The 12605-nt window shown below is 34.2% G+C and carries 18 protein-coding genes; 4 read left to right on the top strand and 14 right to left on the bottom strand.

Annotated elements, in window-relative coordinates; translation table 11 throughout:
- Positions 1 to 372 precede the first annotated feature (372 nt).
- Positions 373 to 909, top strand: a complete 537-nt coding sequence (locus MWJ95_RS14535) for a hypothetical protein (RefSeq protein WP_249106334.1) — start codon at positions 373 to 375, stop codon at positions 907 to 909.
- Positions 910 to 994: 85 nt separating this feature from the next.
- Here MWJ95_RS14535 and MWJ95_RS14530 read toward each other — a convergent pair whose 3' ends face one another.
- Both MWJ95_RS14530 and MWJ95_RS14525 read right to left on the bottom strand, forming a co-directional pair.
- On the bottom strand, positions 995 to 1333 hold the full coding sequence (locus tag MWJ95_RS14530; RefSeq protein ID WP_249106551.1) for a YolD-like family protein: 339 nt from the start codon (positions 1331 to 1333) through the stop codon (positions 995 to 997).
- A gap of 22 nt (positions 1334 to 1355) precedes the next feature.
- Positions 1356 to 1622 carry a hypothetical protein gene (locus MWJ95_RS14525; RefSeq protein WP_249106333.1) on the bottom strand — a complete coding sequence of 89 codons (267 nt, stop codon included), beginning with the start codon at positions 1620 to 1622 and terminating at the stop codon, positions 1356 to 1358.
- A 160-nt stretch (positions 1623 to 1782) separates the two neighbouring features.
- Here MWJ95_RS14525 and MWJ95_RS14520 point away from each other — a divergent pair, with 160 nt between their 5' ends.
- From MWJ95_RS14520 to MWJ95_RS14510, 3 genes are all read left to right on the top strand, one after another.
- Positions 1783 to 1965: a hypothetical protein gene (locus tag MWJ95_RS14520; RefSeq protein ID WP_249106331.1), complete on the top strand. Its 183-nt coding sequence runs from the start codon at positions 1783 to 1785 to the stop codon at positions 1963 to 1965.
- A gap of 196 nt (positions 1966 to 2161) precedes the next feature.
- Positions 2162 to 2365 (top strand): hypothetical protein, encoded by a 204-nt coding sequence (locus MWJ95_RS14515; RefSeq protein ID WP_249106329.1) that lies wholly within the window; start codon positions 2162 to 2164, stop codon positions 2363 to 2365.
- A 69-nt stretch (positions 2366 to 2434) separates the two neighbouring features.
- A complete protein-coding gene (locus MWJ95_RS14510; RefSeq protein ID WP_249106328.1) occupies positions 2435 to 4078 on the top strand; it encodes a hypothetical protein in 1644 nt (547 codons plus the stop codon).
- Between the two features lie 53 nt (positions 4079 to 4131).
- Here the strand turns inward: MWJ95_RS14510 and MWJ95_RS14505 are convergent, their stop codons facing one another.
- The 12 genes from MWJ95_RS14505 to MWJ95_RS14450 form a co-directional block, all read right to left on the bottom strand.
- The gene (locus MWJ95_RS14505) at positions 4132 to 5004 is read right to left on the bottom strand and encodes a GH25 family lysozyme (protein WP_249106326.1); all 873 of its coding nucleotides are present in this window, start codon (positions 5002 to 5004) and stop codon (positions 4132 to 4134) included.
- Positions 4988 to 5266, bottom strand: a complete 279-nt coding sequence (locus MWJ95_RS14500) for a phage holin family protein (RefSeq protein ID WP_249106317.1) — start codon at positions 5264 to 5266, stop codon at positions 4988 to 4990. Before MWJ95_RS14500 ends, MWJ95_RS14505 begins: the two co-directional genes overlap by 17 nt.
- Before the next feature lie 12 nt (positions 5267 to 5278).
- On the bottom strand, positions 5279 to 5524 hold the full coding sequence (locus tag MWJ95_RS14495) for a hemolysin XhlA family protein (RefSeq protein WP_249106315.1): 246 nt from the start codon (positions 5522 to 5524) through the stop codon (positions 5279 to 5281).
- 165 nt (positions 5525 to 5689) lie between these two features.
- On the bottom strand, positions 5690 to 6418 hold the full coding sequence (locus tag MWJ95_RS14490) for a hypothetical protein (protein ID WP_249106314.1): 729 nt from the start codon (positions 6416 to 6418) through the stop codon (positions 5690 to 5692).
- A gap of 99 nt (positions 6419 to 6517) precedes the next feature.
- A complete protein-coding gene (locus tag MWJ95_RS14485) occupies positions 6518 to 6763 on the bottom strand; it encodes a hypothetical protein (protein WP_249106312.1) in 246 nt (81 codons plus the stop codon).
- 2 nt (positions 6764 to 6765) lie between these two features.
- The gene (locus MWJ95_RS14480; protein ID WP_249106310.1) at positions 6766 to 8463 is read right to left on the bottom strand and encodes a phage tail-collar fiber domain-containing protein; all 1698 of its coding nucleotides are present in this window, start codon (positions 8461 to 8463) and stop codon (positions 6766 to 6768) included.
- A 2-nt stretch (positions 8464 to 8465) separates the two neighbouring features.
- Complete coding sequence (locus MWJ95_RS14475; protein WP_249106308.1) at positions 8466 to 9095, bottom strand: putative phage tail protein; 630 nt, start codon at positions 9093 to 9095, stop codon at positions 8466 to 8468.
- A complete protein-coding gene (locus MWJ95_RS14470; protein WP_249106306.1) occupies positions 9079 to 10188 on the bottom strand; it encodes a baseplate J/gp47 family protein in 1110 nt (369 codons plus the stop codon). Before MWJ95_RS14470 ends, MWJ95_RS14475 begins: the two co-directional genes overlap by 17 nt.
- On the bottom strand, positions 10166 to 10630 hold the full coding sequence (locus tag MWJ95_RS14465; protein ID WP_249106304.1) for a contractile injection system sheath initiator: 465 nt from the start codon (positions 10628 to 10630) through the stop codon (positions 10166 to 10168). The genes MWJ95_RS14470 and MWJ95_RS14465 overlap by 23 nt, the downstream gene beginning before the upstream one ends.
- A gap of 8 nt (positions 10631 to 10638) precedes the next feature.
- Positions 10639 to 10923, bottom strand: coding sequence for a DUF2577 domain-containing protein (locus MWJ95_RS14460; protein WP_249106302.1), 285 nt, complete (start codon positions 10921 to 10923; stop codon positions 10639 to 10641).
- The gene (locus MWJ95_RS14455; protein WP_249106300.1) at positions 10920 to 11951 is read right to left on the bottom strand and encodes an XkdQ/YqbQ family protein; all 1032 of its coding nucleotides are present in this window, start codon (positions 11949 to 11951) and stop codon (positions 10920 to 10922) included. Before MWJ95_RS14455 ends, MWJ95_RS14460 begins: the two co-directional genes overlap by 4 nt.
- Positions 11948 to 12601, bottom strand: coding sequence for a LysM peptidoglycan-binding domain-containing protein (locus MWJ95_RS14450; protein ID WP_249106298.1), 654 nt, complete (start codon positions 12599 to 12601; stop codon positions 11948 to 11950). Before MWJ95_RS14450 ends, MWJ95_RS14455 begins: the two co-directional genes overlap by 4 nt.
- Positions 12602 to 12605 lie beyond the last annotated feature (4 nt).

Below are 12605 nucleotides of genomic sequence, written 5' to 3'. Positions count from 1 at the left end.
AAATTTAATTTTACAAAATCTTGAATTTTTATTCAAAAATAAATTTGGAAATAAATAGTTGTCCCCGTTTTTACCCGTTGTACCCCACTTAATTGGGGTACAAATTGGGGTACACTGGGGTACAAAAAATATAAAATTATATAACACCGGGCAGGTGCAAAGGAGAAAAAAGTCACTCAAAAAATTAATGAGTGACTTTTTATTTTCTAACCTATAGAGCGAATAATCCTACTACTTTATAACTCACACTTTAGAATTTGTGAATTTTTATAAGCATTTCGAAAATATCGCGATTCCAAAACACTACTGACAACACTTACCAATATTGGTACAATTCAATAGAACATATACATAAAGGAGACTACTTTACAAATGAAGAAAAAATTAATTTTTAGCGCTGCTTTAGTTCTATCTCTCGGACTTGCTGCTTGTGGTTCTTCCGATAACAAAAATGAAACAGAGCAAAATAAAAAAGATACTGCTTCTGTTGAAAAAGCATCTACTAATAATAATGAGACTAATGTGTATCAAGATTATATCGAAAATGTTGGCCCTATAATGGATGGATTATCTGCCTTTAGTGCTGAATGGGATGAATTGCGACAGCAATCCGCTGATGGAACTTTAAGTGACCTAGATTTTGGTCTTAAAATAGTTAATGAGCTTATACCAAAGAATATGAAATTAACAGAACAAGCGGAGTCATTAGATGTCGATAAAGAATTAGCAGATATCAATGAAATGCTAATTGATATGCTAAATAAACAAAACTCTGCACTTAGCGAAGTCGCATCTGCAATAGATATAGGTGATTTTTCTAAGATAACTGCAGCAAACGAATATTTTAGTGAAGCTCGAAAAATCGAACGTGAATATGTAAGAGAATTAGAAAAGCATGTCGAACAATAAGTAGAAAAAGTCACTCATTATTTTTCAAATGAGTGACTTTTTTTTTAGTTCCTATTTGATTTTTATCTATAATTCTTCCGTATGTTTAATCATCTGCATCTATCAACTTTGCGTCTTGGATATCGTTAAATGAAATACGTTTCACTGATATATCCGCATCCAGTATCAATTCCTTTTTGAGTGGATCCATACCAGTGACTAAACCTTTTTCATCACGTAAATTATTATTTTGCCACATTGTAAGAGTAACTAGTTTTTGTGATTTAAATGCTCGTTGTATCTTTTGCTCAATCTCTTCTAGTTCCCATTCAGTCAATTCTCGCTTTTTATCATGAAACTGTTCTTCTTTCCATTTTTTAATCTCAACTAAGTGTTCTGGCAGCATCATTGCTGTCCACTTCATTGATCCGCGGTCTTTTAACATCACAATCACTCTCCATTAATAGTCACATTCTGATACGCTTAAAATGTCCAAAAAATGTACTTTGAATATCCATATGTTTGTCTTTGATATGTATTAATTTAGTATTTGCATCCATTTTAGTGACCATACCCGTTATCTGCTCATCTCGTTTGTAGACAGAAAATACTTTGTTTTTTGATTCTTGCATTGCTTCGGTTAAAGCATATGCGATTTCTTTTAAATCAAACTCATCACGATCTAAGTGCTTTGGTTCTTTCTTTTTTGCTGGTGTTTTTGTCTTAGTAGCCATGTTATCTCTCCTACACAGAACGTTCGTTTGTATAAATAATAGAACAAGTGTTCGTTTTTTGCAATAAAAATATTTGATTTCAATGGAAGGAATTAGAGGAAAGTATTGACTTTTAATACTAGTACTAGTATAATTAAGGTATAGAAAGGAGGTGAACAAAGTGGATTACGATAAGATTCTAGCTTACCTAGTAACTATCGCAACAATCGCAAACTTGGTAACAAGTACAGCGAAAAACATAAGCGATATGAAAAGTAAGAAAAAACAAAAGCGACGCCCTCCCGCAAAAAAAGAAACGTCGCAAATAAGCTGTAGAAGGAGGTTAACGCCTCCTTCCCTATAATCTTATCACATCCATCTCATTATGAAAAACATAGGATATGTTGCGCTTTAGCATTCGCCATTTATATTTTGACAGATATGGTTAATTGGAAAGAACCTAAGTTTTTTGATTACTTCATGATTATCACTTACTCACTTTGTTTAATCCTAGTGATATTAAATGTCGTAGTATATTTCAAAAGAAAGAAGGGTTAAATTTGGAAAAAAATTCGCAAACCGAAGCAAATAAACGTTGGCAAGAAAAGAATAAGGAGCGTGCCAAATATATTAGCGCTCGATCTAGGGCACGCAGCTTTATCAAAAATCATGCTTTAGAGGAAGATTTAGATGAGTTTATGGAATTGATATTGGAACGTAAACAAGTATTAAATGAAATGAAAATAGACAATGCCACTGAATAGATGAAAATGAATGACTTAAACGTGAATAGAATACTAAATTTCTTTATGTTATTTTGGAGGTAATTATATTTGATTTTTAAAAATACATTCGGTTATTCAATTATTAAATTCAATCCAGAAAATTACTATCAGATTGTTCAAAAATTACACGACTCAAATATAATTATTACGTCTACCTTGCATGATGATTCTGAAAACATACATGTTGATAAAGAATTTAATGAATACTTACAATATAAAAATGCTTTATATATGTCAGAAGGTATTAAAACTGAGAAAACCTCATCTTTTATATTTAGTCTAAATCCTGATCAAATTAGTGAAACAATCTTTAACAATCTAAAAAAGGATTTCATAAGAAAAGACGATTTTTCGTTAAGTACAACAGAAGAGGTTTCTCATGTATTTGGGGGCAACGTTGTAACTAAACGCCATAACATTCACCTTTACGAAGAAGACCTTCTTGATTGCGCTATACAAGTAGATAAAGCTTACTATGATATTGAGAAAATGTGCCTAACTTCTACCGCGAGATACAGTTCTCAAGAAAGACGAATATTGTTACCTTTAAGAATCAAGCATAACGGAAAGTACCTATTAAACTATGTTATGATTACAATTTTTAAAGAGGGAATAATATCATTGCAAATTTGTGTACAAGATTTCATTGAAAAGCAATTACTATTATCTGAATCACCTCCTAGATATAATCGTTTCCATGAAGTCACTTTTTACAAAAATAAAGAATATTATAGTTTTGATGACTATTGGGAAGAAGAAACCTTCGAAAATATAAATATTGATTATATTCTAGCTGAATACAAAAAAAGAATTATCAATTTAATTAACTTGGATTTATATTCAAATGATGATTTTGATTCAGTTAGCTGGGGTATAGGAGATTTTAGTTCTTTTAAAAATCCTTATAAAGATATTTCTGCATTTTATACTAGATATAAATCTAATATAGGGCAGTACTTATTCAATTCTGATAAACAGCTAGCTGAAAATAATGAAAGAGCAGAAGAAATACAAAGTTCTAGAATTCGGAATGATAAAGATCTTTCTTTTTACTGTAGTTCATATAGTTCTGTTTTCACACTCCGAAGTGAAAGAATGAAAAATTTAATTGAAATGAATATTGAGGAATTAAAAACTTCTCCTTACTATAAAGATGAATATAAAAGAAATGCCGCAATACATTTTCTTGTTGCAAATTTAAACTTTGTGAAATTTTATGAAATGTCATTTGTAAAAAAGTATTTTCTTAAAGACTTACTAAATCAAATTAGTGAATCAAAAAATAGAACCACTGATGATTACAACCGAATGATAAAACAACTAAATACAATAAAATTTAATTATGATAAGGATGTAATTTTCTTTACGGATGGAAGTCCTAAAACCCTTTACGAACTAATTTTAGAAAAAAGCAATATTAATGATTTAGAAGATAAGGTAGTAAACTTTTTAAACTTATTTAAGGATGACATTCAGATTATTAAAGATAAAAAAAAGGATGCCAATGAATTGTTGCTATTAAGCATAAGTTCGATCTTAACAATTGTATTAGGTTTTACAGGTTTATTAACTATCTTTAAAACAATTTTAGGTAAAGAAAATCCTAATTATATACTTTATTCTATAGTTGTATGGGGAGTATTAATAATTATAATTATCATTTTAAATATTAGAAGATGGGTTTTAAAATAAACGTTTGTATTAGATGACCAAGACAGCAATTAAGCTATCTTGGTCTTTTACTGTTACTTGAAACATTTATCGTGATAACGTTTGAGCATTGTTGCCATTTGTTGACGTGTTAAAGCTCCGGATGGATTTGTGCTAATTCCATCACCTTTGATGATTTTCTCTTCAATAGCCCAATTCCATGCGTCTTTATGCGTTGCCGCTACAGCTGATTCTGATTTTAGATTTGCTTTCCCACCTAATAATTCTTTGATTTCAACAAGCTCTTCCTTCATTTTTTTATTTTCGTTTTTCAGTTCTGTATATTGTGACATGCTTAATTCCTCCTCGTTTTTGTTGTTTGTAAACCATGATAATGGCTTTGATCCATTAATCATATTCAAGTCAACATTTCCTTTGATACCAGCAACAGTACCCTTCTCTGTGAACTGCCATAAGTCGCAAGGATACTTAGGTTTTAATCCAGGAGCACTAGTTGTACTATAGCGTGGTATCCAAAGGAAATCGTAGTTAGTTATCTTGTTCATTCCATACGGTTCATAGAAATGATGACCAGTGTACAAGCCAACCTTAACACCCTTGCCTTTCAGGTAGTCGATGAATGCTTGAGTACCTTCTTGGATATTCTTTGCATTTGCCCCAAATGATTCTTCAACGTCCACAACGTAAAATAACGGATTATATCCTTGCGCTCGATTGTAGAAATCTTTTGCTTGTGCAAGTGCTGTAGATTTGTTGGTGAATGTCACATAAATGTACACGCCGAAAGGTATTTTGAACTTTTTACAGTCCGAAATATTCCGTACATATTTACGGTCAATAGTGCTTGTACCGTATTGCGTGCGGATGATAGCGAGATCAACTTCTTTGCTAGCTTTTGACCAATCAATATCTCCTTGATGATGTGAAATATCAATGATTTTGCCCATTTTGTTCACCTTCTTTACTAGAGTATTGTTTGTATAATTGATTAGTGAATACAGCTGCTCCACTTACTAGTACGCCTTGTACAATAGCTTGTATATTGATACCCATAATTCCAATTGTAAATATCACGCCAAACAGTAATAAAATATATGGAACCAACCAGTCTTGCACTTTAGGTGTGTTCTTTAAAACTTGTCCGATAACTAATAAAACAGGCACTACAATAAGCGCCTGTTCGATGATGTAATCATATAAAAATTCCATTTTTAAATCCCCCTAGTTTGTTTTGATAACCAGTGCTAATAATCCTAAAATAACAGCGCCGATAATAGTAGTGGAAGCCCACCATACAATTTTATCGATTTTATTTAATCGATGGTGTGCACTTTTTGTGCTTGCTAATGCTTCCTCTGCAATATCTTTTGCATTGTCTGCAGTCTGACGAATGTCTCTTATATCATCAATCTTCGCCTCTATGCCACCCAATCTTTCGTATATATTTCTAACCAACTCATCGCCCATGCCTTCACCAATCCTTTGCCTAAAGTAAAACGCCATGAGGCATCGAGAATCAGCAACATGTACCATTGCTCATCTCGATTGCTCTCACAGCGCATAAGCTTATTTTATTATTAAGATTAATTAAAAAGGACACGTAAAATTAACGTATCCTAACTAGAAATGTACTTATTTATATTTATCTAGAAGTGAAAACATATTAAGGAATTCATTTCCGAATGGTGTAATTGTTACAACAGGAGTTCTATTCGTCCGTGGCAAACTATTTTTTTGCCTTTTGAGATCGTTATTAAAATTCCTCATCATTTCATCATATGATATGCTTTTTCCTGTATTAATTAATCCTAAACTTTCTAACTTTGATTCTATAGGAATTTTTAAACTTGAAAATTGTATATTATCAAAAGTATTTTCAACATTTTCGTTTTTATTAAATATTAAAGTTCTATAATAACTTCTATACGTACTACTTAGAGAAATTAAATATTCAATTTCTACAAAACGTAAATTCCTCAAGATATCATATAAAATCAAAATTCTTGATTGATCTATAATATTTTTGTCTATAACATTTCCAAATCCATCAAGAAAATATCCTGTTTTATTATCTTCATCTTCATCCAAGAGTTGCTGCAGAATGGCAGGAAATAAGAATTTTTTTAATAAATCAGCGAATTTTTCGTCATCAACGCTAACTACCTTTTCACTAAGTTCCTTTAATTTACTCTCATGCTTTTCTAATCTATTTTTAAGTCTGTAAATTTTGAAACTTGTCATAACATTACTTATTATAGGAGCTACATCTCCAATTGCTCCCGAAAAAAACTCTAATACATTGAAATTTGATTCACCTATCAAATTTTTAAAACTTTCAACTATTTCGTTTTCATTTTTCAAATTAATGTACCACCCTTCGTCTTCAACAATTCGACAAAAGGAAAGGATTCCCTCTTAATTTAGACAAAATAAATAACGCTAAGCCTTAGCTTGCGTTCATCAACTCAATTCAGTATTACTTCCATCATCACTTACATCCTTTAATTGCTTTTCGATAGCCGTTACCATATCTTCTTCGGTAGCAACGAAAGGTAATTCAGTTTTCATAAACCTAAATTGGCGTTCGTCACTATCTACTACAGCTACTATACGTCTAGCATAATAGTGTTGTTCTACAGCACGTGAAGGCTGACCTAATGTTGGATTTTTAAATTGGATTTTAGATTCCTTTAGTAAGATGTCCATTATTATAATACCTCCTCAAATTCAGTAACTTCCGTTATTTCATCCACTTCAAATGCATATGTTTCACCTAACCATGATTCACCGATTTCACGTTCTACGCCCTTAATGTACCAATCTTGTACATTATCATCATTACGAGTACCAAATAAAATTGCATTATAATTCTTAAGTGTATTGATTATTAATTCTAATGTTTCATTCTCTCTGTTGACATATCCATAACCTACACCAAAATGTCTTTCTGGATTTACTGATACCTGTTCATTAGTATTTAGCCATATCCAATAGTCTGGCAAAGGAATTGATAAGCGGTATACATCATCTTCCCTTACTGTAGGTAATTCTAAAATATTTTCTGCACCAAACATGCTAACATGTGCGATTTCCTTATTAATTTCAACAGAGAATCTGTAAAGTGTATCACCTGTTGTTGGTGACTCTACTGCCCCATGACGGATAACATGTGTATGTTTTTTATCTGGATGTGGATGTGGAATTTCGAAGTTTTTACCTCCTGATACCGATAGAGAACCGCCAATTTTCCATACGTTGTTAGCAGTACCAAGAATCGCATCATAATTATTAGGTGCTTGCACATTGTTTCCTATTGCTATAGAACCTGTCCCGTTAGCACTAGGATTAGCACCTATAGCTATAGAGTTTACACCTTTTGCGCCAGCGCCAATTCCTAGTGCCACACCCCTGTCTCCAGTGGTGCTAGCTGCTTGTCCAATTGCGATACCCCATCCCGATGTTGCCTCAGCATAATCCGATATAGCAATACTGTAAACACCTGATGCTTTTGTATTGGCTCCGATAGATATGCCACCCTTACTATTTGCTGAAGAATCTTTTCCTATTTTTGTGGATTCTCCAATAAGTTTATCATTAACTTGTTTTACTGCATTTGCTGTAGCAGCTTGCGAGGTACTAGTACTCGTTAATGTGTCGTTTAATTGAGTAATACCTTTTTGTGTTGTAGTGGCATCAGAAATAACAGGTACACTTATAACACCATCATTAACGTTAATACCATTGCCAATTAGAACATGTCCGTAAACTGTTTTTGACGCTTTTAAAGCAATGTGTTTAGCATTATTTTCTTTTAAGTTAGTGATATCATCTTCGTTGTACACCCCTTTTTGCCAAGCTTCATTAATCTTGTCACGATCACCAGGTTGGAGGTGTATTTCATTATTATTTGCGTGAAAATTAAGCTCTTTTTTAACTTCTTCTACTTTTCCATCAACATACGGACGAGAAGCAATAATTACGTTAGGATCTATTTTTAAGGTAACACTAGATGCGTTATTCACTTCAATAATGGTTCTAATAGTTAAATCCATTATTGAACCATCACCTACAACCGGTTTATATGTGTCTGGATAATTACCAATAGCGATTAAATCACCATCTGAGTCAAACAAACCAACCTCTCGAAGGGTGAACCCTCCTATATTCCCTGGTAGTATAGCATCCACAACTACCCAATTTGGATTGGAATTATCTACTGAAACACTAGTAACCACTCCTCGCCATTTTTCATTTTTAAGCGTTGTTTCTTTACCTGAAGGGGCGTAACTACTGCCGTTTCCATCACCGACCGCGATTTGAGTAATAGCAACAGTACTTTGAGTAACCTGGGCATTTGCTACTTTTGCAAGGCCTATTGGTGTTAATAAAGTATAATATTGAGACATTATTAATCTCCTTTCGGATAGATTTCTATGCTTTGCGCACTTTGGGTTATTGCTCCAAATATCATCTTCGTTTGCATATTAGAGTTTGTTGGATAATATGGATAGATTGTTATAGTCCCTCCACTTAAACAGGCGCTAGAGACATATTCTTTAGCATTTGCTTCTAACCGATAACTTGCCATCAAATGAGCGGGTTTAATTTCTTCAACAGCCTCAAATAACCCTGGACTAATTTTGTTATTTGATTGAGGCAACAAGATAATAAATCTATACTCATTGTCTACGTCTAATACTTTTGCATTCTTGTTTTCAACAAATGTATTAACAACTGTCTCCATCCTTTTAAGTGTTACGGTGAAATATTTATTTAATTCGTAAAGAACCTTCTGAATCCGTTCAACCTGATTTTTCCTTTCAATATCTTTAATCCCTAAAAATTCTTCCCAATATATGAGACTCCACGTCGCATTCTGTGGGAACAGCTCGCTTGTTAGATCATTTGTAAATTTTGATATTGCCTCCATAATAAAACCGTTTGCTTCAAATATTGAAAGTGAATAAATATCATTTGAATAAATAGGTGTTACATCTTTCAACATTTTCTTTGTAGTTTCACTAAGTTGTAGGCTCATAATGTAATACCTCGCTCACTATTGCACGTTCACCTTCCAACAAAATGATATTCTTGATGTCATTTTCAATTAGTAAATTGCTATAATCTGCAACCCCTTTTGTCTTAATAATTCTTGCCCCCACTTCTGTATATTTAATAATAGATTGGTCTGCAAAATACTCATTAATATTCTTTCCGACTTCCGGAAGAACCTCAAAGAGATCATAACCCTTTTCTAATACAAAAGTTGCTTTGATAGTTAGTGATACAAGAGTAATAGTGTCAACAGTAACATGTGCTCCTATAGGTGCCTTCCCTTCTCCCATACCATCCACTGGATCAATATAAGCTTTCACTTCATCGATTAACTGTTGAGTTGCGACTTGCCGATTACGGTCAGTAATTAATACACGCACTGTTTTAGGACCTCTCCATAAAGGCTGCACAATCACATCACCAACACCATCAATTTCTTTCGCCCAGCGTATATAATCACTTTTTGCCCCACTTAGAGGTTTGTTACGATGTCTTTCTAAAATGCGTGTTCGATAGCTTTCATCATCTTCTACTGCAGCACCATCAGTAATCGGCTCCGCATTAAACAACTTTTTTAGACCTTTGATTGGTTTCTCAATTCCAACAATTGTGTTCGGAGGCACATTACCACGTACCCCCGCTTCTACAGCTTCAATCGGTAAATTTATCTCACCAGATGAATCAATAATTCCACCTTTTTTAACCTGATAACGTACACTTTCCTCAAATTCATCTCCAATGGTTAAGATAATTGTTTCTTTTGTAATTTCTATACCAGGATCTCCAACAAAAGTTTCTATGGTTGTTCCTTTTACAGCTTCTTTCCTTGTCACTCCGATAGGATAACCGTGGTAATCTAAAAATGGCCCGACCGCAAATTGCGGGAACATAAGCATCAATGTGAGAGGAAGTGTATACTCTACAAGCTCACCAGCTATCATAGCTGTTGGTTTTGTGTGGTCCCAATACATATGACCCTCAGACGTATCAACGCCTTGTGGTGCCATTTTAAGCATTTTTTCATGTAGTTGTGCTTCTGTGATTTGCAAATGTTCAGGCAGCTGAAACTCTAGCATTCAATTCCCCTCCTCTCTGAATCTCAATTCGATCAATGCCATAAATACTTTCCAATAAAAAATGAACCCAACAGCTATCTCCTTCCCATTCAAACTTAAATGAGGAAACATTAACTGTGCGTTCATCAATCATTAGTGCTTCTTTAATTGTCCGTTTTAACTCACTTTCAGCAATCCCGCGAGGATAGTTGGCTCTCACTATGGCATCAAACTCTATTCCAAAGTCTGAACTATAGCAATCTCGCTCGTATCGCTCCGTTAAGCAACATTTTATGGCCCAGAAGCGGTAAGCATCTAGGGCTGTATCTTCTAACGTTTTACCTGTTCCGGTAACAATTACTTTACCTTCCTGGTAGTCATACCTATATGATCTTACATCCTGTAATGTCTCAATATCTTCACCGTACATTAATGTTGGTGCGTCAAATGTAGCATAGCTCACGTTGCTTATCACCCCTTAATACGTGCAGTAATAACATACGTATGTCCATCTTCAATAGGAACACATAAAACCCTATCATTCGGCTTTAGTGGATCTAACTCAGAGCCAATGCTTAAAGAGTGACTTACAGTATAATCTCCCGAAGGTATCGGTTTTGAAAAGCCATCTGGTAGCAAATTGAGTTGACCATCTATCGTGCCATATACAGGGAAGCGTGTATTTTCATTTGAAATATTACTAGCTATTTTTACAAATGCTTTTGCTAGAGCATTACCACCTAAATTTTTTGTCATTTATTCCCCTCCAACATAAGTGTCATCATACCTTTCTCAATATCACGACTCACGCTTTCTACGATGCATTTAATACTTATTTGCTTACCATCTTTCATACCGCCGATTGTTCCAGATGCGACCATAATGGCATCACCTTTACGAACCCATGGTATATCAGGATGATTTACGCACCGTTCAATTTCCGGTTTCCCTCGTTCCTTTAACAATGTATTAGCAGCTTTATTGGCTTCATTAGAATCTTTGAAGTTTGATTTATATAAGATTTCTTGCACCTTCCCAAACTCCGTTTTGCCTGTTTTAGTGGCCGATACAGCTGGTCGTTTATCTTCACTAGAATTACCATAAATTTTTACGACCGTGACCAAGTTTTCACTTGAATGCATATCATAGCCGCCATCTGCAGTTTTATCAGTGACTTCATACACAACAGAATTGGAGCCTTTTTTAATAGACTCTAGCTTTCCCTTCGTTGAACGAACAACAAAGTCACCGTCACCTTTTTCTTTAGACTCTTCCAAGCGTTGTGCTATCGTATTTCCCACGTTGCCGTTATACATCTTTTTAGTCAATTTAGCATTCGGTCCGTCTATTTGCCCTAGTGGCACACCCATATCTTTAGCTATGGTTTTAATCGATGACCCACCACTAATACCATCCTTAAAGTAAAAATGTTCTTTTGATTGCATGATATTAAAGTTTGGATCGTAAGCAGTAAATTCAATTGTATGATTTCCAGGGATTGTTTTCCAATTGTGAATAGAACCTCGAAAAATTTCAGTAAAGGCTGTTCCAGCACTCTTTGCCTCTAAAACTAGCCTTTTCGCTAGATAGACATGTTGATGAATCCATCCATCATCACGCTTAATATTTTTCATTCGGACCTTTACCTTAGCAGATAGCTCTCCGTCTAATTCTTCATGATGGCTTGATTCTATAAGTTTAGTAATATCAATGGCCGCTCCTGAAGGGGGTAAAACCACTAGGCGATATTCAACTTTTGTAAGATCAAATAACTTTTCCGTCACTTTAACCATTCCTTCGGTATCGTTAAGACCTCACCTGGATAGATTAAGTCTTTATTTTTACTTTTTAATTTACTTTTGTTTAGATTCCATAGCTCTGGCCACTTGTTACCGGAACCCGTTAACTTTCTTGATATGGCCCAAAGACTGTCACCTTTGACCACAGTGTAAGTTTTCGGCATCATTTTCGTTTCTTCACGCTTTTTCTGAGTTACGTTTTGAGTGTTTTTAATTTCTTTAACTTCAAAGTTTCGATACTCCGTCAAGGTTAATGAATACGGTATATTGCCACCCGCTTTTTCAATAGTTGGCTCAAAACTAGGAAAAAATACAGGTAGATTCCAATCCGTTTCACTTATGACGAGTCGAAGCTTTTTGCCGTATGGACCAGCATCACTCCAACTCTTGAACTTTTCAACAATTTCATTGGGTTCTAAGTCCGAAGCGCGTTTTCCTAACGGCGTTGAGCTTTTAGGTAGCATCCCTGATACTTCAAAGGTCATAGGTTGACGACCACGTGGAATTTCAACATTCCCCAAAACTATAGGTTCGAATGACATGGTTTTTGTTCCTATGGAGATTTTTATTTGAGAAGGTGCGACAGGAAATATTACAGATTCTTTTGTTTCAGGATCAATTAAAGCAAAATCCATACCA

This window comes from Lysinibacillus sp. Bpr_S20, from assembly GCF_023337835.1.
GTDB lineage: Bacteria > Bacillota > Bacilli > Bacillales_A > Planococcaceae > Lysinibacillus.
The sequence above is the reverse complement of the archived record's forward strand: the minus strand, read 5'-3'. Positions and strand labels throughout refer to the sequence as shown.